Annotated in this window: 13 protein-coding genes; 4 read left to right on the top strand and 9 right to left on the bottom strand. The window is 71.2% G+C overall.

Going from position 1 to position 20,458, the window contains the following annotated elements; all coding sequences use genetic code 11:
- Positions 1-91 precede the first annotated feature (91 nt).
- The 4 genes from WMF17_RS13575 to ptsP all read right to left on the bottom strand — a co-directional run bounded on the left by WMF17_RS13575 (position 92) and on the right by ptsP (position 6,600).
- Entirely contained in the window at positions 92-1,102 is a 1,011-nt protein-coding gene (locus tag WMF17_RS13575) for an SIS domain-containing protein (RefSeq protein WP_437604252.1), read from the bottom strand.
- 16 nt (positions 1,103-1,118) lie between these two features.
- Entirely contained in the window at positions 1,119-2,219 is a 1,101-nt protein-coding gene (nagA, locus tag WMF17_RS13570) for an N-acetylglucosamine-6-phosphate deacetylase (protein WP_437649788.1), read from the bottom strand.
- The gene (gene nagE / locus WMF17_RS13565; RefSeq protein WP_437649787.1) at positions 2,216-3,937 is read right to left on the bottom strand and encodes an N-acetylglucosamine-specific PTS transporter subunit IIBC; all 1,722 of its coding nucleotides are present in this window, start codon (positions 3,935-3,937) and stop codon (positions 2,216-2,218) included. The genes nagA and nagE overlap by 4 nt, the downstream gene beginning before the upstream one ends.
- An 83-nt stretch (positions 3,938-4,020) precedes the next feature.
- Complete coding sequence (gene ptsP / locus WMF17_RS13560; RefSeq protein WP_437649786.1) at positions 4,021-6,600, bottom strand: phosphoenolpyruvate--protein phosphotransferase; 2,580 nt, start codon at positions 6,598-6,600, stop codon at positions 4,021-4,023.
- A 432-nt stretch (positions 6,601-7,032) separates the two neighbouring features.
- Here ptsP and WMF17_RS13555 point away from each other — a divergent pair, with 432 nt between their 5' ends.
- Positions 7,033-8,607, top strand: a complete 1,575-nt coding sequence (locus WMF17_RS13555; RefSeq protein ID WP_437649784.1) for a glycosyl hydrolase family 18 protein — start codon at positions 7,033-7,035, stop codon at positions 8,605-8,607.
- 74 nt (positions 8,608-8,681) lie between these two features.
- Here WMF17_RS13555 and WMF17_RS13550 read toward each other — a convergent pair whose 3' ends face one another.
- Together WMF17_RS13550 and WMF17_RS13545 are read right to left on the bottom strand one after the other, a co-directional pair.
- Complete coding sequence (locus WMF17_RS13550) at positions 8,682-9,605, bottom strand: DMT family transporter (RefSeq protein WP_437649782.1); 924 nt, start codon at positions 9,603-9,605, stop codon at positions 8,682-8,684.
- 47 nt (positions 9,606-9,652) lie between these two features.
- Positions 9,653-10,987 (bottom strand): glycoside hydrolase family 30 protein, encoded by a 1,335-nt coding sequence (locus WMF17_RS13545; protein WP_437649780.1) that lies wholly within the window; start codon positions 10,985-10,987, stop codon positions 9,653-9,655.
- Between the two features lie 968 nt (positions 10,988-11,955).
- On the opposite strand from WMF17_RS13545, the gene WMF17_RS13540 reads away from it, so the two are divergent.
- Entirely contained in the window at positions 11,956-13,065 is a 1,110-nt protein-coding gene (locus WMF17_RS13540) for a glycosyltransferase family 4 protein (RefSeq protein WP_437649779.1), read from the top strand.
- A 63-nt stretch (positions 13,066-13,128) separates the two neighbouring features.
- Here the strand turns inward: WMF17_RS13540 and WMF17_RS13535 are convergent, their stop codons facing one another.
- A complete protein-coding gene (locus WMF17_RS13535; RefSeq protein ID WP_437649778.1) occupies positions 13,129-14,262 on the bottom strand; it encodes a glycosyltransferase in 1,134 nt (377 codons plus the stop codon).
- A gap of 115 nt (positions 14,263-14,377) precedes the next feature.
- On the opposite strand from WMF17_RS13535, the gene WMF17_RS13530 reads away from it, so the two are divergent.
- Positions 14,378-15,511, top strand: coding sequence for a glycosyltransferase (locus WMF17_RS13530; RefSeq protein WP_437649776.1), 1,134 nt, complete (start codon positions 14,378-14,380; stop codon positions 15,509-15,511).
- A 348-nt stretch (positions 15,512-15,859) separates the two neighbouring features.
- Here the strand turns inward: WMF17_RS13530 and WMF17_RS13525 are convergent, their stop codons facing one another.
- Positions 15,860-16,834, bottom strand: a complete 975-nt coding sequence (locus tag WMF17_RS13525) for an SGNH/GDSL hydrolase family protein (RefSeq protein WP_437649775.1) — start codon at positions 16,832-16,834, stop codon at positions 15,860-15,862.
- A 385-nt stretch (positions 16,835-17,219) separates the two neighbouring features.
- On the opposite strand from WMF17_RS13525, the gene WMF17_RS13520 reads away from it, so the two are divergent.
- Entirely contained in the window at positions 17,220-18,014 is a 795-nt protein-coding gene (locus tag WMF17_RS13520) for a helix-turn-helix transcriptional regulator (RefSeq protein WP_437649773.1), read from the top strand.
- 143 nt (positions 18,015-18,157) lie between these two features.
- Here the strand turns inward: WMF17_RS13520 and WMF17_RS13515 are convergent, their stop codons facing one another.
- Positions 18,158-20,389 (bottom strand): ATP-binding cassette domain-containing protein, encoded by a 2,232-nt coding sequence (locus WMF17_RS13515; RefSeq protein WP_437651339.1) that lies wholly within the window; start codon positions 20,387-20,389, stop codon positions 18,158-18,160.
- Between the last annotated feature and the right edge of the window lie 69 nt (positions 20,390-20,458).

The following is a 20,458-nucleotide window of genomic DNA, read 5'->3' as shown; positions in this document are numbered from 1 at the left end:
GACGAGGGCGTCCCGTCGCCGGCGCACCCTGCCACGAACAGGGCGGCGGTGAGCAGCCCAAATCGGAAACAGGCCTCCTCATGACGCACTCCTACAGCGTTTTCGTGACCTTCTTGAGCCGCCTCGGCGCATCGGGATCCAGCCCTCTGGCCTCGGCCAACGCAGCGGCGGCCAGATAGAACGCCTGGATCTGACAGAGCGGGTCGAGCAGCTCGTGGGGAGACGCGGGCACGACGAGATCCACCCCCGGCAGCCCGGCCGGACCGACGAGGATCACCTTCGCGCCCTGCCCCCGGAACTCCGCCGCCATGCTGGCGAGGCCGACCTGCGCCGGGCCCCGCGGGGCGAAGATCAGGAGCGGGAACCGCTCGTCGATGAGGGCCATCGGCCCGTGCTGCACCTCGGCGACAGTGAACGCCTCGGCGTGGACGCCGCACGTCTCCTTGAACTTGAGGGCCGCCTCCAGCGCGATGGAGAAGCCCGGGCCCCGCCCGAGCACGAGCAGGCGCTCCTCGCCGGCCAGCGCGCCCACGAGCGGGCTCACGTCGCTCTCGCTCGCGGCAGACAGGGTGTCCGGCAGCGCCTTCAGCGCGTCGAGCAGGGCGGCGTCCTCTCTCCAGCTCCCCACCACCCTGGCCATGGCGCTCAGGCTGGCGATGAAGCTCTTCGTTGCGGCGACGCTGCGCTCGGGACCGGCGCGCAGGGGGATCGTCGACCCGGCCGCCTGGGCGAGCGGCGAGCCGAGCTGGTTCACGAGGGCCGCCGTCACCGCGCCCGCGGCGCCGCACGCCGAGAGCGTGGTCACCACGTCCGGGCTCTGCCCCGATTGCGACACAGCGACCGCCAGGCTGCCCGAGAGCCGCAGCGGCGCGCGGTAGAGGGTCACCACCGACGGAGGCAGGCTCGCGACCGGACAGCCGAGCTGCGTCATCACGAGGTAAGCGAGGTAGGCCGCGGCGTGATCCGAGCTGCCGCGGGCGATCGTGACCACGGACGGCGGCGGCGCCGCCCGCAGGCGGGCGCCCAGGTCACGGTAGGCAGGCTCGTCCTGCGTGAGCTGCTGCGCCACGATCTGCGCGGCGGAGCGGGCCTCCTCGGCCATGATCGAGCTCGTTCGATTACTCAAGGGGCTCCCCTTCCACGAGGATCTGCCGCAGGGCGAGATCCTCGTCCAGGACCAGCAGATCGGCGAAGCAGCCCGGCGCGACGCGCCCTCGATCCTCGAGGCCAAGGTGCTCGGCCGGAAACTGGCTGCAGCGACGCGACGCCTCCGGCACGGAGAGCCCGAGGCCGACAAGGTTCTTGAAGGCCTGGTGCATGGTCAGGCAGCTCCCTGCCAGGGTCCCGTCGGGGAGCCGCACGCTGTTCTGGCACTTCGCGACGGCGTGCGCGCCGAGCCGGTACGGCCCGTCCGGCATCCCCGAGGCCGCGGTGCCGTCGGTCACGGCGTAGAGCCGGGGGACGCAGCGCAGGGCGGCCCGGATGGCGCCCGGATGAACGTGGACGAGATCCGGGATCAGCTCGGCGAAGTCGCCGTGGGCCAGGGCCGCCCCGACCGCGCCGGGCTCGCGGTGGTGCAGCCCGTTCATCGCGTTGAAGAGGTGGGTGAAGCCGCTCGCCCCCGCCTCGAGGGCCGCCACGACCTCGTCGTAGCTGGACAGCGTGTGCCCGATCTGGACCCGCACCCCGAGGGCGGACAGGTCGCGGATGAGCGCCAGGTGGCCCGCGAGCTCCGGCGCGAGCGTGAGCACGCGGATCGGCGCCACGGCGTGGAGCGCGAGCGCGACGCCGAGGTCGCCGCCCAGCACGCACGGAGGCTGCGCGCCCAGCCGACCCGGGTTGAGGAACGGGCCCTCGAGGTGGACGCCGAGGACGCGCGCCTCGCCGCGGCGGCGCGCGTTCATGGCGGCCCGGATCGCGCGCAGGGCGGAGACGATGTCCGGAAGGGGCGCCGTCATCGTGGTGGCGAGCAGGCTGGTGGTCCCGGTCGTGGCGTGCGCGCGGGCCATCACCCGGGCCGCGTCCCCGCCCTCCATGACGTCCTGGCCGCCGCCGCCGTGCACGTGCAGATCGATGAAGCCGGGCAGGATCCGCGGCCCCCGGGCGGGCTCGGGGACCGGCGCGCCCTCGATCTCCCGGACCCGCGCGTCGAAGCAGACGCGCCCGCGGAGCCAGCCGTCCGGCGTGAGGACGTTGCCTTCGAGCTCCACGCCCGTCACCCCTCGAGCTTCCGCGCGAGCGCGGCGGCGTATTGCGGCGCTTCCGGGCCGACCAGCAGGTGGACAACCTGGTCCGGGAGGCGCATCACGCCCATCACGTCCGCGGCCTCCAGCGCCGCGTCGTCGACCGTGTCCACGTCGGCGAGCTCGACGCGCACGCGCCCGCTCGAGAACCCCTCCACGGACCGGACGTTGGCGGCGCCGCCGAGCGCGGCGAGCCAGCGCTCGATTTGCATTGCTGGCTGCGCCGCGGGCGCGCCGGGCTGCATTGCCGGCCGCGCCGCGGGCGCGCCGGGCTGCGGCGCCGCGGCCGGCGCGCCGTCCCTGAGCTCCCGCATCTCCCGGGCGATCGACTCGGCCATGGGGCCGAGGATCACCTGCAGGCTGTCGGTCCCCGGGCGCACCACGCCCTTGGCGCCGAGCGCCTTCAGGTCCGCGTCCTTCACGCGATCGCGGTCGACCATGACCAGCCGCAGGCGGGTGATGCACGCGTCGATCTCGCGGAGGTTGCCGTGGCCGCCAAGCGCCCGCAGGAGCTGCCCGGCGAGCCCGCCTGCGCCGGCCTCGGCCCCCTCCCCCGGCACGCCCTCGGACGGGACCGCGGAGGGCCCCGCCGCGGCCTCGCGGCCCGGCGTGGCCAGGTTGAACCGCTCGATGAAGACGACGAAGAGGCCGTAATAGACGACCGCGTAGGCGAGGCCGACAGGCACGATCATCCAGCCCTGGGTCGAGAGGCCGTAGTTCAGCGCGTAGTCGATGAACCCGGCGGAGAAGCTGAAGCCGTGCCGCACGCCGAGCACGTCGAGCAGCGCCAGCGAGAGGCCGGTCAGCACGGCGTGGACCGCGTACAGCGCCGGCGCGAGGAACATGAACGCGAACTCGATGGGCTCGGTGATGCCGGTCAAGAAGGCGGTCAGCGCGGCCGAGAACATCACGCCGAAGGTGGCCTTGCGGTTCTCGGGGCGGGCGGTGCGGTAGATCGCCAGGCACGCCGCCGGCAGGCCGAACATCATCACCGGGTAGAAGCCGGCCATGAACACGCCCGCCGAGGGATCGCCGGCGAAGTAGCGGTTCAGATCGCCGGTCGCCGCCCCCTTGGCGCCCGGGAACGAGCCGACGACGAACCACGCGAGGTTGTTGAGGATGTGGTGCAGCCCGGTCGGGATGAGCAGGCGGTTCAGGACGCCGAAGCCGAAGGCGCCGATCGGCCCCGAGGCTACGACCCAGCCGCCCAGCGCGTCGATGCCGGCCTGGATGGGCGGCCAGACGAAGCCGAGGACGAGCGCGAGGGCGAGGCTCGCGCCGCCGGTGACGATGGGCACGAAGCGGCTGCCGCCGAAGAAGCCCAGGAACGAGGGCAGCTTCGTGTCGCGGAAGCGGTTGTACATCGCCCCCGCGAGGACGCCGGCGAGGATGCCGGCGAGGACGCCCATCTTGACCTTCTCGTCGATGCTCTTCACCCCGTTCGTGATCACCAGGTAGGCGATCATCCCGGAGAGCCCGGCCACGCCGTTCATGTCGCGCGCGAGGCCGACCGCGATGCCCACGGCGAAGATCAGCGCCAGGTTGTCGAAGATGGCGCCGCCGGCCTGGGCGACGAACGCGATGTCCAGCACGTCGGGCTGCCCCAGCCGGAGCAGCAAGCCCGCGACCGGCAGCACCGCGATGGGCAACATCAGCGCCTTGCCGACGCGCTGCAGCTCGTTGAATCCTCTCATCCGAAGCTCCTTCTCCGTTGGGCGGGGCGGTTTTCGCGTCGCGCTGGCGGCCGGCCCCCGGCCTGCATGCTGCGCGGGTGAGATCATCCGGATCGCGCGCCGGGCGAGAGCAGCGCCCGCACCTCGGCCGCGGTCCCCAGATCGAGCGCAGCCCTGGCGATCTCGCGGCACCTCGCGGCGTCGAGCTCGCGGATCCTCGCCTTCACCTCCGGGATCGCCTGGACGCTGACGCTCAGCTCGGTCACGCCGAGGCCGATCAGCACGGCCACGGCCTCGGGATCGCTCGCCACCGCGCCGCAGATCGCCACGCGGCGCTCGCGCTTCTTGGCGGCCTGCACGGTCGCGTCGATGAGCCGGAGCACCGCCGGGTGCAGCGCGTCCTGCCGGCCGGCGAGCCGCGGGTGCGTGCGGTCCATGGCCAGCGTGTACTGGGTGAGATCGTTCGTGCCGATCGAGAAGAAATCGACCTCCGCCGCGAACCGGTCGGCCTGGACCGCGACCGACGGCACCTCGACCATGATCCCGAGCTCCACCGGCGGCGATCCGGCGCGCCGGCGCTCCTCCTCGAGCACCTGCCTCGCCTCCTCGAGCTCCTCGAGGCCCGCGACCATGGGCAAGAGGACGCGGTGCCCGGCCGGGGCCCGGGCCGCCAGGATGGCGCGGAGCTGGCTGCGCAGGATCGTCGGGTGGAGCGCGCCGATGCGCAGGCCGCGGATGCCGAGGAGCGGGTTGTCCTCCGCGGGCAAGGGCATGTAGGAGAGCGGCTTGTCGCCGCCGACGTCGAGCGTGCGGATGACGAGGGGCCGCTCGCCCAGCGCGTCGGCGATCTCCTGGTACGCGGCGGTCTGCTCCGCCTCGGTCGGCGCGCTGTCGCGATCGAAGAACATCAGCTCGGTGCGCAGGAGGCCCACGCCCTCGGCCCCGAGCCGGACGGCCTTGCGGGCGTCGTCGGCGCTCGCGATGTTGGCCAGCACCGCGACGTGGACCCCGTCGCGGGTCACCGCGCGCTCCCCCGCGGCCGCCTCCTGCCGCTCGCGCAGCGCCTGGCGCGCGCCGAGCCGGCCGCGGTAGGCGTCGAGCTCGGCCGCGCCCGGGTGGAGCAGCAGCACCGCCTCGTCGGTGTCGAGCACGGCCGCCGCCCCCGCCTCGACGGAGAGCAGCGACGGCGAAACGCCGACGAGGTACGGCACGCCGAGCGAGCGCGCCAGGATCGCCGCGTGCGAGGTGGTGCCGCCGAGCACGCTGACCAGGCCGGCGATCCGCTGATCCGCGAGCCGCACCACCTCGGAGGGCGTCAGGCTCTCCGCGACGACGATGCTGCCGGCCGGCACGGCCTGGGCCTCGTCGACGCCGACGAGGTGCCGCAGCGCGCGGCCGCCCACGTCCCGCAGATCGTTGGCGCGCGCGGCGAGCAGCGGGTTCGAGAGGCGAGCGAGCTCCCGGTACGACGACATCACCGCCTCGCGCCACGCGAACGCCGCGGACTTGCCCTCCACGATGGCGACCTCTGTGCGGGTGATCATCTCCGGATCGTCGAGCATCGCGAGGTGCGCGCTGAAGATCTGGGCCTGCTCGACGCGCTTGCCCGACGCGGCGACGAGCTGCTTCAGCTCCAGCCGGGTGTGCAGCAGCGCCTTCTGCAGGCGCGCGAGCTCCGCCTCCGTGTCGGTCGCGTGCTCGTCGACCGGGGCGGCGAGCGGGTCGATCGCGCAGATCGGGCCGATGGCGAGCCCCGGCGAGGCGCTCACGCCGTGGAGGTGCCGCGCGTCGTCGCTCGGGCGCGGCGCGGCGGCGGGGGCGGCGCGCCCGGGATCGGCCGGGGGCGATGGAGGACGCGCGGCGGAGAGATCCTCGCCCAGCCCGCTCCGGACGAGCTCGACGAGGCGGGCCACCGCCCGCGCCGCCTCGCTGCCGCTCGCGACGATGCGCAGCTCGGCGCCCGGGCCCGCGCCGAGCTTCATCAGCGCGCCGACGCTCTTCGCGTTGGCGTTGCGGCCGGCGAGCTCCACGCCGATGTCGGCGGCGAACGACTTGGCCTCGGTGGCGAGCACCGCGGCCGGACGCACGTGCAGCCCGTGCGGGTTGGGCACAACGACGAGGGCGGACGTGATCCCGACCGTGGCCCGCGGCGGCGGCCTGGACGCGCTCGTCTCTCCCGCGCTCGACGCGCGTGGCGCTTCCCCGCCGGTCCGCCGCCTGGGGCTCACCGTCATGAGGCGGCTCGCGCCGGCCCTGGCCACGCCGCTCGCGCGCTCGACGATGGCGCTCGTCTCGCCGCTCAGGACGATGACCTGCGTGAGCAGGCTGGTCGCCTTGCGGAGGAGGAGATCGGCGTCGAACTCGAGGAGCGCCTGGCCGGCGGAGACCCTGTCTCCCTGGCTCACCCGTGCCGTGAAGCCCTCGCCTTTCAGGCCGACGGTGTCGATGCCGACGTGGATCATGATCTCGACCCCGCCCGCGGCGCTCAGGGTGATGGCGTGCCGCGCCGCGTGGAGCAGGGTCACCGTCGCGTCGCACGGGGCGAGCAGCGTCTGGGAGGTCGGATCGATCGAGATGCCGTCGCCGACGATCTTGTCGGCGAAGACCGCGTCGGGGACCGACTCGATGGGCACGATGGGACCGGACAGCGGGGCGAGGAGCGTCAGCGGTTCGCTGGTGAGCATTTCGACCGCGATGCTACCCGGATGTGGCTCGACAGGTTCCTGGCCGAGGGGCTCGATGGTTCCATCCACGGATCCCGACAAAAGCAAGCGTCATGCCCTGCTCCGGGGCCGCTTGCTGCGGGAGGGAGGAAGCGAAGAAGAGCGCTGCGCCGGGCGATCGCCGGGCGATCTCCCGGGGATCGCCGGGAGGCTCCGGGGGGCGATCCGGGAGCTCTCCCGCGATCGGGAGGATCGCCCGGCGATCTCCCGGATCACCCCCCGTGCGCGCCGGGATCGCCGGGCGCGATCGCGGCGTGTGTCCGCCTCGGGGAGCACAAAACGCGCTGAGGCGGCTCATTGGCATCGATCATCGAGGTCATCGCCGCGTGCGGTACGCCAGTTGCTGATGAGGTTTGCGACGACCGGAAACCGGCACACTCAAGGAGATCTGCCATGAAGCTTTATCCTCTCACGACCCTGCCGCTCTTTGCCGTGATGGCTCTGGCCGCGTGCGGCGGCCTCGATGGCGACGACGTGGGGCGCATCGGCCCGGATGGAGCAGAGATCGAGGAGACGGAGCAAGCCGCCCTCGCCGCTGCCTGGGCGCCGTACACCGCGTATGCCGTGAACTCCGAGGTGACCTACGGCGGCGTCACATACAGTTGCATTCAGGGGCACACCTCTCTTCCGGGCTGGGAGCCGCCGATCGTCCCGGCGCTGTGGCGGGTGGTCAGCGGCAGCGGCACAAGCTCCAGCAGCAGCACCACCAGCGCCAGCACGAGCGGTGCAGGCGGCAGCGGCGGCTCCGGCGGCAGCGGCGGCTCGGGCGGCAGCGGCGGAGTCGGCGGCTCCGGCGGCAGCGGCGGCTCCGGCGGCAGCGGCGGCGGCAAGAAGGTGATTGGCTACTTCGCGGAGTGGGGCATCTACGGCCGCAACTACCACGTCAAGAACATCGACACGAGCGGTTCGGCCGCCAAGCTCACGCACATCAACTATGCCTTCGGCAACGTGGTGGGCAACCGGTGTGCGCTCGGCGACACCTACGCCGATTACGACAAGGCCTACAGCGCCGCCGACAGCGTCGACGGCGTCGCCGACACCTGGGACACCGGCGCGCTCCGCGGCAGCTTCAACCAGCTCCGCAAGCTGAAGCGCAAGCACCCGCACCTCAAGGTGATGATCTCGCTCGGCGGCTGGACCTGGTCCGCCGGCTTCTCCGACGCCGCGCTGCCCGCGAACCGCGCCTCGTTCGTCTCTTCGTGTGTCGATCTCTTCATCAAGGATCCCCGCTGGGCCGGCGTGTTCGACGGCATCGACGTCGACTGGGAGTACCCGGCCGCGTGCGGCAGCACCTGCAACCAGCGCCCCGAGGACACCCGGAACTTCACGGCGCTGCTCGCCGAGTTCCGCAGCCAGCTCAACGCGGTGCGCCCCGGGCTGCAGCTCACCATCGCGGCGCCCGCCGGACTCGACAAGATCGAGAAGATCCAGGTCGGCGCGATCCACCAACACCTCGATTTCATCAACCTGATGACGTATGACATGCACGGGGCGTGGGAGCGCACCACGAACTTCCACGCGCCGCTCTACAACTCCGCTTCGAACCCCGCGAAGGCCCTGAAGTACAGCACCGACGAGGCGGTCTCGGCCTGGCTGAACGGCGGGACGCCGGCGAGCAAGCTGGTCGTCGGGGTGCCCTTCTACGGCCGCGGCTGGACCGGGGTCACGAGCGCCGGCCAGGGGGTGTGGCAGTCGGCCGCCGGCGCCGCCCCGGGCACGTACGAGGCGGGCATCGAGGACTACAAGATCCTGAAGGCCAAGGGGCACCCCGGCTACACCCACCCGGACACGAAGGCGTTCTACACCTTCAATGGAACCGAGTTCTGGAGCTACGACACCCCGGCGTCGCTCGGGGTCAAGATGCGCTACATCAAGGACAAGGGGCTGGGCGGCGCGATGTTCTGGGAGCTGAGCGGCGACACGACGAACGGCGAGCTCATCGCGGCGGTGAAGAACGGCCTGCGGTGACGTCCTGAAGGACGGAGAGGCGAGCTGGCTAGCCCAGCGTCCGCAAAGCTCGCCCCTCCGCGAGGCACAGGCATTCAGGTCGCCGCCGGCTTGTGGGTGGCGAAGAAGAGGCCCGGCAACACAAGCGCCGCGCCGAGCCAGTGGTAGAGGGCAAACGCCTCGCCGAGGAGCATCCAGGCCATCACGGCGGTATAGACCGGCGACATGTAGAGCAGCAGGCCGGTGCGGCTCGGGCCGAGGTGCTGGGTGATGTAGCCGTAGGTGGCGTAGGCGCCGACGCCTGGCACCAGGACCAGGGTCAGCACGGCGGCGACGGTGCGCAGGTCGAAATCCGGCGGACCGCGGGTGGCCAGCTCCCAGCCGAGCAGCGGCAGCAGAACGATCACCCCGGCCAGCGCGATCGCGGTGAGGCGCGCGCTGACCCCCAGCGGATCGGGCCAGCGCTTCAGCAGCACGGTGTACAGCGCCCAGGAGATCGCGGCGACGAGGATGACAAGGTCGCCGGTGCTGAAGCTGAGCGCCAGCAGCGCCGCCGGGTCGCCGCGCAACACGATGACCAGCACGCCGGTGAGCGCCAGCCCGGCGCCCAGGCCCTGGCGCCGGCTGAGGCGGTCGCCGAACATGGCCCGCGACAGCAGGAGGATGATCACCGGCGACGCGGCGTAAATCAGGCCGATATTTGTGGCCGTGGTGCTGGCGGCGCCGTGATAGACGCCAGCGCCGCAGATGCCCATGCCGAGCAGGCCGAGCAGGGCATACCGGGCCCAGTCGCGGCGCAGCGAGGCGCGGCCGCGCCAGAGCTCGCGGCCGCAGAAGGGCAGCAGCACCAGCACGACGCCCAGCCAGCGCAGCTCCGCCAGCGCCACCGGCGGAATGAAATCCGCCGTGGCGCGCGCCAGCACCATGTTGGCCGTGAACAGCGCCGGGGTGACGAACAGCAGGACCTGGGCGATGCGCTGGTCGCGTGACTCGGCCAGGCCGAGCGGGGTGGAAGCCATCGGCGGCGGACATTAGGCATGATCCGCCGCCATGACCAGAGCTCGCCTCACTTCCAGTTGACGGTGGCCCATCCGTGGGCAGGAATGCTGAACTGGAGCTTCTTGCTCGCCACGCCGAGGACGGTCGTCTTCTCTGCATTGCCGGAATTGTAAAGAATCGTGACGATGGTGCCGTCAGGGTTCTTGAAGGCCAGCGCATCGCCGCCGGTCGTGCCGACGCGCACCGCGCCTGGATCGACGTATCCGGAGACGTGGCGGAAGACGTGGTAGGCGGGGGTCACGTTCAGCGTGCTCGTCCCCGTGTTCACGGTAAGAAGCGCGTTCTGGGGCCACGGCCGCTGCGAGTCCAGGTTCTTCCCCGCCGTGTCCAGCACCATGTTCCAGGCGCTGTACGAGGTCACCCCTGCCTGGATCCAGTCGCGGATGAGCTTCCAGCTCTCCTCGGCGTAGGCGTGATCGTTCGGCGGCATATCCTCGTTGAACGGCGGCATGCCCGCAGGGTTCCAGGGGTAGTTGCCGCACTTGTGCTCCGTCTGCACGATCGGCATGTCGCGCGACCGCAAGCCGGAGACGCTGCCCAGCATGTTCCACTGCAGCCCGAAGCCCTTGACGTACTTCATCGCGGTGGAATCGCCGGTCACCGCGCTGATGATCGTCCCGTCTTTCCCGCTGTCGGCGTTGGACATCGTGCCGAGATAGATCCGGGTCGTGAGCCCTCGTTCGTCGAACGTCGGCCCGAGGTAGGTGCCGATGAACTTGGCCATGAGCGGCCCCGTCCACAGGCAGCTCGGGTACCTCGTCTCGTAGTTCGGCTCGTTCTGAGGGTGAACCGCCTCGATGGTGATGCCCTCGTCGGCGTACGCCTCCACGAACTTCGCGAAGTACAGGGCATACGCCCGCAGGACGCTCGCGTCGTCCTTCATGCGGCCGCCATCCATCGCGCCGTTGCTCTTCATCCAGGTGGGGGGCGTCCACGGGCTGGCCCAGAGGTGGAGGTCGGGCCTCACGGCGAGCGCCGCCTTGATGTACGGAATCAACCTCTCCCTGTCCCGAGCGACCGAGAAGCTCGCCATCGTCGTATCGTTCGGCGTCTCGTTGAGGGTATAGCGATCCATCGCATAGTCGCTGGCCCCCATGGGGACGCGCCCGTAGGCGAACGCCGCGCCCTCGTGCGTGTCGAAGAGCAGCTTGATGGCTCGCCTCCTCTCGGCATCGCCGAGCATCGAGAGCACGTGCCATCCCGCCTCGTTGAAGGTGCCGCCGAAGCCGTCCCATCGCTGGTACGTCGTCGCGTCGTTGACGGTCACGTCGGCATTGCCGCTCGTCACCTCCGTCGGCGCCCCTGTCTTCCAGTAGTCGTTCGGCCCGGAAGTGACCAACACGGGCTCGATCACGGGGGGCTCGTCTCCGGTAGACGAGCCGCCAGCGCCGCCGTCTCCGGTCGGATCGCCGCCGGCACCGCCCGAACCGGTCGAACCGCCCGCCCCTGTTCCTTCCGAGCCGGTCGAGCCGCCCGAGCCGCCCGAGCCGGTCGAGCCGCCCGCCCCCGCCCCCGAGCCGCCCGCCCCCGCCCCCGAGCCCCCCGAGCCCTCAGGTTTTGTCGTGCTGTTCGAGGAACCGCACGCCACGAAGAAAACCGCGAGCAATACGCCGATCGTCGAACCTCGTGCCCTGTTCATCGCTGAAATCCTCAATCGTAGGGGTGCGGCCCCGTGGCGGTGCCCGAAGCAGGCGCCCGCGAGCGGGCGTCCTATATGCCCGAGAGGCCCCGCGGTGATCCGAGCAGAGCCACGTTTCCTCACAGTATCATTTGCGAGCCCCGCGGGACGCGGCGCGTCAAGCAGGCGACGTCGCCGAGCGTCGCCTCCGTCGCCCAATGCCAGCGTCAGCCGACGCGCCAGGGCCTCCTCCGTCCGCCGCCACGCACGCTCACGCGACCCGACCAGCGCTGATTTCTGTACATCGCACTGGTGAGCCATGTTAGCTTTCCAGGTCATGGTCGCCGCTCTCTGGGCGTTGACCATCCAATCCCATCGCCGAGCCGGCGCCGGAAGGCTCGGACCGCTCATCGCCCTGAACGTGCCGCGCGACGCCGCGAGGCACCGGTCCAACCCGCCTGCGCGTCGCGCGCGAGCCGGAGGTGTCCATGACCGCCATGCGACAGATGCGTATTCTCTATTTTGCACCTCGCGCCTGCTGGCCGCTCGATACCGGGGCCAAGCTACGCAACTGGCATTTTGTCCGGCAATTGTCGCGCTTTGCGCGGGTCACTTACCTGAGCTTCGCCGACGACGGCGCCGTCAGGAACGGGCGGGCGCGGATGGGCGGAGCCGGCCCCGCTCCTCAATCGATGAACGATATCGCGCAGATCACCGACCAGGTGCTGACGCTGACCCAGGAGCGGCCGAACTCCCTGGGCAAGATCCTGCGCGGGGCCGTGGGGCAGCTGCCGCTCGTCGTCCTCAATTACACGACGGACGCAATGCGCCAGGAGCTCGCGCGCGTCCTCGACACAGGCCAGTTCGATGCCGTGCAGGTCGAGAGCGTCCATCTCGCCGGTTACCTGCCCTTGCTGCGCGCGGCGCGCAATCGACCGCTGCTCCTCTGCGACTGGCACAACATCGAGTCGGAGGTGCTCTCTCGCTACAGCCAGCACGCGCCCGATCCCCTCCGCGGGCTCGCGGCGTTCGCGCTGGCCTCGCAGCTCGCCGGCTTCGAGCGCAAGGTGCTGGAGCAGTTCGACGCGCACCTCACGGTCAGCGAGCGGGATCGCGCGAAGCTCCTCGCGCTCCGCCCCGGGCTGCGCGCCTTCGCCGTCGACAACGGCGTCCACGTCGACGCCTTCCCCGCAGGCGCGGGCGGCTCCGAGCCGCGCCGCCGCATCGTCTTCGTCGGCTCGATGGATTACCGCCCGAACGCGCAGGCCATCGTCGCCTTCGCGCGCGACGTCTGGCCCGCCATCCACGCCGCGCGGCCCGCGTGGCGCCTCACCGTGGTCGGCAGGAGCCCCGGGCCGGAGGTGCGCGCGCTCGGCGCGCTGCCCGGCGTGGAGGTGACCGGGACCGTGCCCGACGTGCGGCCCTACTATGCCGACGCGCTCGCGTCGGTGGTGCCGCTGCGCATCGGGGGCGGGTCGCGGCTGAAGATCCTGGAGGCGCTCGCGGCCGGCGTGCCCGTCGTCTCCACGCAGCTCGGCGCGGAGGGGCTCGCGCTGCGCGATCGCGAGCACGCGATCATCACCCGGACCGTCGAGGAGATCCGCGGCGCGCTCCTCGAGCTCGACGCGGATCCGGCGCTGCGGGCGCGCCTTGCCGCGGCCGGCCGGGCGCTCGTCCAGAGCCGGTACGACTGGAGCGTGGTGGGCGACACGCTCGCCCGCATCTACGAGCAGCTGGCCGAGCAGCGCCGCGGCGCCCCCGCAGCGTCCATGCACGGGAGCCTCGCCGCGCCGCCCAGCTGACCCGCTCTCCCCCGGGAGATCGGCCGCGCGCCGCGGCGGACGCGGGCGCCGCCCGCCGCCCGCTCAGGCCACCGCGGCGCCGGTCACCGCGGCGCCGGTCACCGCGGCGAACGCCTCGAGCCACGCCTCGGCCTGCCGCTCCGCCGTGAACTGCGACAGGAGCCGCGCCCTGGCGCGGGTCGCCCGCGCCCCCGCCTCCTCCGGCCGCCCGAGCGCGTCGAGCAGCGCCCGCGCCAGCGCGTCCGGCTGCCCGGGCGGGACGAGCCACCCCGTCTCGCCGTCCAGCACGAGCTCCGGCACGCCGCCGACGGCGCTCGCGACGACCGGCGTCCCGTACGCGAACGCCTCCAGCACCACGTTCGGCAGCCCCTCGGTGCGCGACGGCAGCGCCAGCACGTCCAGCGCCCCGATGAGCTGCGCGCCATCCCGGCGCAGGCCGAGCAGCCGCGCGCGCTCGCCGAGCCCGCGCGCCGCCACCTCCTCCCGCACCACGGCCTCGTCCGGCCCGTCGCCCACCAGCACGAGCGCGGCCTGCGCGTCCGCGCGCGCCACCGCCGCGAACGCCTCCACGAGCGAGCGCTGCCCCTTCTCGGGGCTGATCCGCCCCACCGCGCCGATGAGCCGCGTCGACGCGCCGAGCCCGAGCTCCGCCAGCAGCTGCGCGCGGGGGACCGGGGGCGGCATCCGATCCAGGTCGATCGCGTTGGGCACCCGGAAGATCCGGGCCTCGCTCACCCCGCACGCCCGCACCGGCGCGCGCTGCGCCTCCGACACGACGACGACCCCGTCGTGCCAGCGCAGCGTCCGTCGATCGGCCCACTCGAAGAGCCGCACCTTCAGGTCCTCGCCCGTCCACCCGCGCGCCACGGCCAGCACCCGCGGCGCGCCGCGCCCGCGCAGCCCGAGCGCCAGGAGGTCCGCCTTGTAGCTCACCGTGCAGACAACGTCGGGCCGGAGCCGCGCCGCGATCGCGCGGAGCCGGCGCGCCCCCTCGAGCAGGTCGTAGCCCCGCGCCATCGCGAGCGGCTCGGCCTCGAACCCCTCCGCGCGCGCCCCCACGACGAGCGGGTTGTCCGCGACCTTCGCCTGCCGGTGCGGGATCACGGCGAACGAGACGTCGCACGCGCCGCGATCGCGCAGGATCCTCGCCGATTGCACGGTCTGCCGCTCCGGGCCGCCCCAGAAGCGACAGGGCATCAGGTGGAGGATCCGGAGCCGCCGCAGAGCCCCCGCTTTACATGATCGCCGCGCGCGCCGCACCCGATTTCCCCGGCGCCGCGGCGCCATGGTACGACCGCGGGAGGCGGGCCCCATGCGGAAGATCAGCGTGTGCACGGTGGTCATCAACCTCGACGTCGGGGGCCTCGAGAAGGTCGCCGTCAGCCTCCTGAACGGCCTCGATCGCGCCCGCTTCGACCCGTCGCTCGTCTGCCTGGACGCCCCCGGCAAGCTCTTCGATCAGGTCGACCTCCCGCCCGAGCGCCGGCTCGTCCTGCGGCGCCGCCCGCGGCTGAACCTCGGCTTCGCCCGCGTGGATCCCGAGCTGCCCCTCGCGATCCGCGGCTTTCTCCGCGACGTCCGGGCCGACGTCGTGCACGTCCACAACTTCGCCCCGCTCATCTTCGGCGGCGTCTCGTCGCGCCTGCTCCTGCCGCGCCCCCGCGTCGTCTACTCGGAGCACAACGAGATCAACAGCGCGAGCCCCCGCTCGCTGCGCAAGTTCAGGTACTACGTGCGTCTCGCCGACGCGGTCATCGCGGTCTCCGACGATCTGGCGACCAGGCTCCGGCGCGATCTCGGCGTCCGGAGGCCCATCCGGGTGATCCACAACGGCATCGACGGCGCGCGCGTCCGGGCCGGGCGCGGCGACCGCCTCCGCGCCGAGCTGCGGCTGCCCGAGGGGGCCCGTGTGCTCGGCACGGTCGCGGTGCTGTCGCGCCAGAAGGGCATCGACGTCCTGCTCGACGCCGCCGGCGAGGTCCTCGCGCGCGACCCGCGCGTCCACCTGGTGATCGCGGGAGACGGGCCGGCCCGGCCCGATCTCGAGGCCCGGCGCGCCGGCATGGCGGCGCGTGAGCGCGTGCACTTCCTCGGCCTGCGCAGCGACGTGCCCGACGTGATGGCGAGCCTCGACGCCTATGTCCTCTCGTCCCGCTGGGAGGGGCTCCCGCTCGCGGTCCTCGAGGCCATGGCCGCCGGAAAGCCGATCGTCGCGACCCGCGTCGGCGGCGTCCCGGAGGCGCTCGAGGACGGCGCGGGCGGCTACCTCGTCGCCCCCGAGGAGCCCCGGGCGCTCGCCGATCGGCTCCTCGCGCTGCTGTCCGATCCGGCGGCCGCCGCCGCGATGGGCGCGCGCAACGCGCAGGCGTTCGACGCGCGCTTCAGCCTCGGGGCGATGCTCGCCGCCCACGAGCGGCTGTTCGCCGAGATCGCGCCCGCGCGGTAGCGTGGGGCGATCCCGGAGATCGCCCCACCGGTGCTGGCCGAGCCATCTCCGCCGGGGGGGTGATCGCGCGGATCCACCCTTCATTGCGCTGCATCGCAAGGATCCGCTGAGCCGGTGCTCCGAGAGCGCACGACGCCCCACCGCGTCCATCCTCTTGCTGCACCCAGAACGCCCGGCCGTCGGGGGACCTGAGCGACCTCGAGAAGCACACGGCGGAGCGGTTCGGCGTGCCAGCCGAAGGCCAGGTGGAGTGGAGGTGCCTCGATTGCAATTGCAACCGAGGGCCGCGGCTCGGGCGCCGTGAGCCGCACGCGGCCCAGGCGCGCTCGCCTCCGACCCCCGGCCGGCTCACCTCAGGTAGTCGGAGATCGCGTCGTACCAGGCGCCCGCCATCCGGGCGTAACCCGCCTGATTGGGATGGACCCCGTCGCCGAGCTCGGACGTGGGGAAACCCGCGAACTGGTCGACGTAAACGATGTGCGCGCCCGCGCTGGCTCGCGCCTCGACAAGCCCGGGGACGGTGGCGTTGAACGTATTGACCGCGCTTGCGCCGCCCGGAAAAGGAATGATGTTGCTCACGACGATCAGCGCGTCGGGCGCCTCGGCGATCAGCTCGTCCAGGAGAGCGCCCAGGCGGGTGTCGGCGCCGTTCGGGGACTGATACATGTCATTGGTGCCCGCGTGGAGCAGCACGATGTGCGGCATCTCGTTGAGCGCCGGGCTCGGCACACGACCGGCGATCTGGGCGATGGTCTGTCCGCTGATCCCCTCGTGATTGCGGGGGAACGGCGCGCCATCGACCATCGACGGTCCGTTCATCTGCTGCGTGCCCGTGAAGGTGATCTCGTGGTCGTCTTGCCGGGCCAGGCGGAAGAGCTCGACCCGGTACCCGCCATCGAAGCCGAGACCGAAGGTGATCGAGTCCCCGAGGGGCAGGACCTTGCAGGGGCCCGTCGCGGGGCAAGGCTGGAACCCTGGATCGGGAGAGCCCCCACCCGCGCTCGACGTTCCCGTCGCGCCGCCGCCGCTTCCTCCGTCCCCGCCCCCTCCGGCTCCGCTCGAGCTGCTGGAAGCGGAGCCACCGGTCCCCGTCGTGCTGCCCGCCCCGCTCGTGGTCGAGGCGCCTCCCGTGGCCCCAGCCCCGCCCGTCGTGGCGCCGCCGGAGGAGGCCGCTCCAGACCCACCCGAGCCATCGGACGACCCATCCGAAGAGCTGGAGCAGGCCAGGGAACCGACAAGGAGGAGGCTCGCGAGCGAAATCCCGCGGGCGAAGGCGCCGGATGCACCACGGCGGACGAGCAGCGGAGAGGTCGAGGTAGACATGTGAGCAGAGCTCCCGGTCGCAGGCGACCGAAGGTAGAAAATTGTATATTGGGCAGAAGACTGGCGAGCGCTTGGCTCGATGCCCCACCGCCCGCGCGGCCTGTGTGAGGAAGTGGCGGAAGGCTACGCAGCGCTCGCGGCGACGTCGTTCAAATTCCCGGCGAAGGTTTTCAGGATCTCGACACGCGGGGTCCGATCCGCTCGGCGCAAGCGGGCTGAGGCGCGGGCTGGGGCACGCCCCGTGCCTGAAAGGCTTGACCCCTGTGTTCCTCGAGGTCGACGATGCTCTGGGTCGACCCCGAGCATGACAGCGGAAATTTCAGCGAAGTACGGAGCGGCTCTCACCGGATCGGACTGGGTGGGGCTGCCTCTCCGGATCGGGTACATGCGCGAAAGCGGCCGGGTCGAGGGACTCTCCAGCGAGTCGGATGCGGTCCTGGTCTGGGCGGGAGGCCCCTCGCAGATCGACATTCGCTTCGCGGAGCCGAACTCGGGAGAGGTCCGGGAGCATTCCTTCGAGCGGCTCTCGGGCATGATCGACCTCTTGCCGCGGAGGACCACGCTCCACAGCGTCGCGTGGCGGGGGCGGCCGTCCGTGTGCACGTCGGTGAACTTTCCCCAGGCCTCCATGTCGGCTCTTTGTTCGTCTCCTTCCGCCGTCTTGGTCCTGGAGCGGGGCCCACGGTTTGGTTTGATCGACGCCCACGTGGTCGACCTGGTCCATCGCCTGCAGGCCCAGGCCGAGGGGCAGGAGTACTTTGGCGCCGTCTACGTGCAGTCGCTCTCCTTGGCGCTGGCTTCCTACCTTTCGGCTCGGTACGGCGCGGGGGCCAAGGCGGAGATCTCGCTGCGCGCCGCGAGCCTCTCGAGCAGCCAGCGCGCTCAGATCGAGAAGTTCGTGGACAGCGAGCTCTCCTCGAACTTCGGGCTCGTCGACCTGGCGGGGCTGGTGGGCTACTCGCCGGACCATTTCTCGCGCCTGTTCAAGCACGCCTTTCACCAGACTCCCTATCAGTACGTGCTTTCACGCCGCATCGAGATGGCGATGACCATGCTCCGGGACGAGCGGCTGTCCATCGCCGAGATCGCTCTGGCCTGTGGCTTCTCCAATCAGGGGCATCTCACGACGGCGTTCAAGCGTCGCACGGGGACGACGCCCGGCGCGTATCGAAGGAAGTGATCGCCCGGCCGGTCTCGTCTCAACCCCGGTCGGGTCGCGGCCGCCGGCTCCCCGGCGCTGCCCAGGAAGAAACAGAGTCTCCGGCGGTCGATGGGGTCGGCATGTGCCTGTCACGCACAGGGGGTCCCGGCGTGGAGGCGCCCTCAGATGAACTTCGCCGTGATGCTCCGCTCGCAGCCCTTCAGCTCGTACGGCGGCCCCGCGAACAGCACCTCGCCACCCGCCCTGCCGCCCTCCGGGCCGAGATCGATGATCCAGTCGGCCTGCCGGATGACGTCCAGGTGATGCTCGATCAGGACCACCGTGTTCCTGGCGTCCACCAGCCGGTCGATGATGCCCATCAGCAGCCCGATGTCGGAGAGGTGCAGCCCGGTGGTGGGCTCGTCCATCACGTAGACGCTGCCCTGCTTGTGGAGCTCGGTGGCGAGCTTCAGGCGCTGCCCCTCGCCGCCCGACATCGTGCTGAGCGGCTGACCGAGCTTCAGGTAGCCCAGCCCCACGTCGTTCATGGCCTGCACCACGGCCTTGATCTTCTTCTCGGCGAAGAAGGCCAGGGCTTCCTCCACCGTCATGTCCAGCACGTCGCTGATCGTCTTGCCGCGCAGGCTGTACGCCAGCACCTCGGACTTGAAGCGCTTGCCCTCGCAGATCTCGCAGGTGGAGACGATGCCCTCCATGAACGCGAGATCGGTGTAGACCACGCCCAGACCGTTGCAGCTCGGGCAGCTGCCCTCCGAGTTGAAGCTGAAGAGCGAGGCGCTCACCTTGTTCGCCTTGGCGAACGCCTGCCGGATATCATCCATGATCCCGGTATAGGTGCAAGGAGCAGAGCGGCTGTTGGCCGTCACCCGGGACTGGTCGATCACGATCGCCTCCGGGTGCTGCTCCAGGAAGACATCGTTGATCAACGTGCTCTTGCCGGAGCCGGCGACCCCCGTCACGACGGTCAGCACGCCGGTGGGGATGCTCACCGTGACGTTCTTCAGGTTGTGCAGGGTGGCGTTCTTGATGACCCTCTGCCCGGTGGGCTGCCGGACCTTCCGCTTGATCGGCAGGTGTTGTTTCAGGAATTTTCCAGTCAGGGTATCGGTATTCTTGAGGGTTTCGTAGCTCCCCTCGAAGACCACCTCACCGCCGTGCACTCCTGCCTTCGGGCCGATGTCCACCACGTGATCGGCGATCGCCATCACGTCTGGATCGTGCTCGACGACCAGCACGGTATTGCCCTTGTCGCGCAGCTCCTGGAGCAGGCGGTTCAGGCGGGCGACGTCGCGCGCGTGCAGCCCCACGCTGGGCTCGTCGAGGATATACAGCATGTCGGTCAGGCTGTTTCCGAGGTGCCGGATCATCTTCAAGCGCTGCGACTCGCCGCCGGACAGGGTGGAGGTCTCCCGGCCGAGGCTCAGGTAACCGAGGCCGATGTCCACGAGGTGCTGCAAGCGCTCGATGAGCCTGGCGGCCAGCCTCATGGCGACCGGGTCGGTGAGGTCTCGCAGGAGCTTGATCAGCTCCGTCGCCTCCAGGTCGGAGAGCTCGGCGATGTTCCGGCCGTGGATCCTGCAGCTCAGGGCCGCCTGGTTGAGCCTCGCGCCGTGGCACACCGGGCACGTCTGCGAGGTGGTGAACTGCTCGAAGACCGCCCGGTTGCGCTCGGACATCGCCGCCGCGTCCTTCTTCATGTACATGCGGGTGAAGCGCTCGACGAGGCCCTCGTACTTCGAGCCGAACTCGCCGAACGAGACCTTCACGTCAGCGCCGTACAAGAGGGCGCGCAGCTCCTCTTCGGTGTAGTCCTCGATCGGCTTGTCGCTGTCGAAGAGGCCCGAGAGCGGGTACATCTTCCACATCCACTTCCCGACCTTGAAGTCCGGGTGCAGGATCGCCCCGCCGTTCAGGGACTTGCTGCGGTCGAGGAGCCTGTCCAGATCGAGCTGGACGGTCTTGCCGATGCCCTCGCACTCCGGGCACATCCCCTGCGGGGTGTTGAACGAAAAGGCAAAGGCCGCCCCCGCAGCGGGCTGCCCGACCCGCGAGAAGAGCAGCCGCAGCAGCGCGGCGATGTCCGTGTAGGTGCCCGCCGTCGAGCGCGAGCCGCCGCCGACCCGCTTCTGATCGATGATGATCGGCGCGTTCAGGTGCTCGATGTGATCGACGTCGGGCTGGCCGTGGTGCGGCAGGAAGCCTTGCACGAACGCGGTGAAGGTCTCGTTCAGCTGGCGCTGCGCCTCGGCGGCGATGGTGTCGAAGACCAGCGAGGACTTGCCGGAGCCGGAGACGCCGGTGAACACCGTGATCTTCTGCTTGGGGATGTTCAGCGAGACGTCCTTGAGGTTGTTCTCGCGCGCGCCGCGCACATGGATGAACTGGCGATCCATCACGATTGCCTCCTTGCTGAGCCCGAACCGCCCGACCGTCGCAGTCTCTTCGCGGGCGACGAGCAGAGA

It is taken from the genome of Sorangium sp. So ce362 (assembly GCF_051519845.1).
Taxonomy (GTDB): Bacteria; Myxococcota_A; Polyangia; order Polyangiales; family Polyangiaceae; genus Sorangium.
This window is presented reverse-complemented; position numbering and strand designations above follow the sequence as displayed.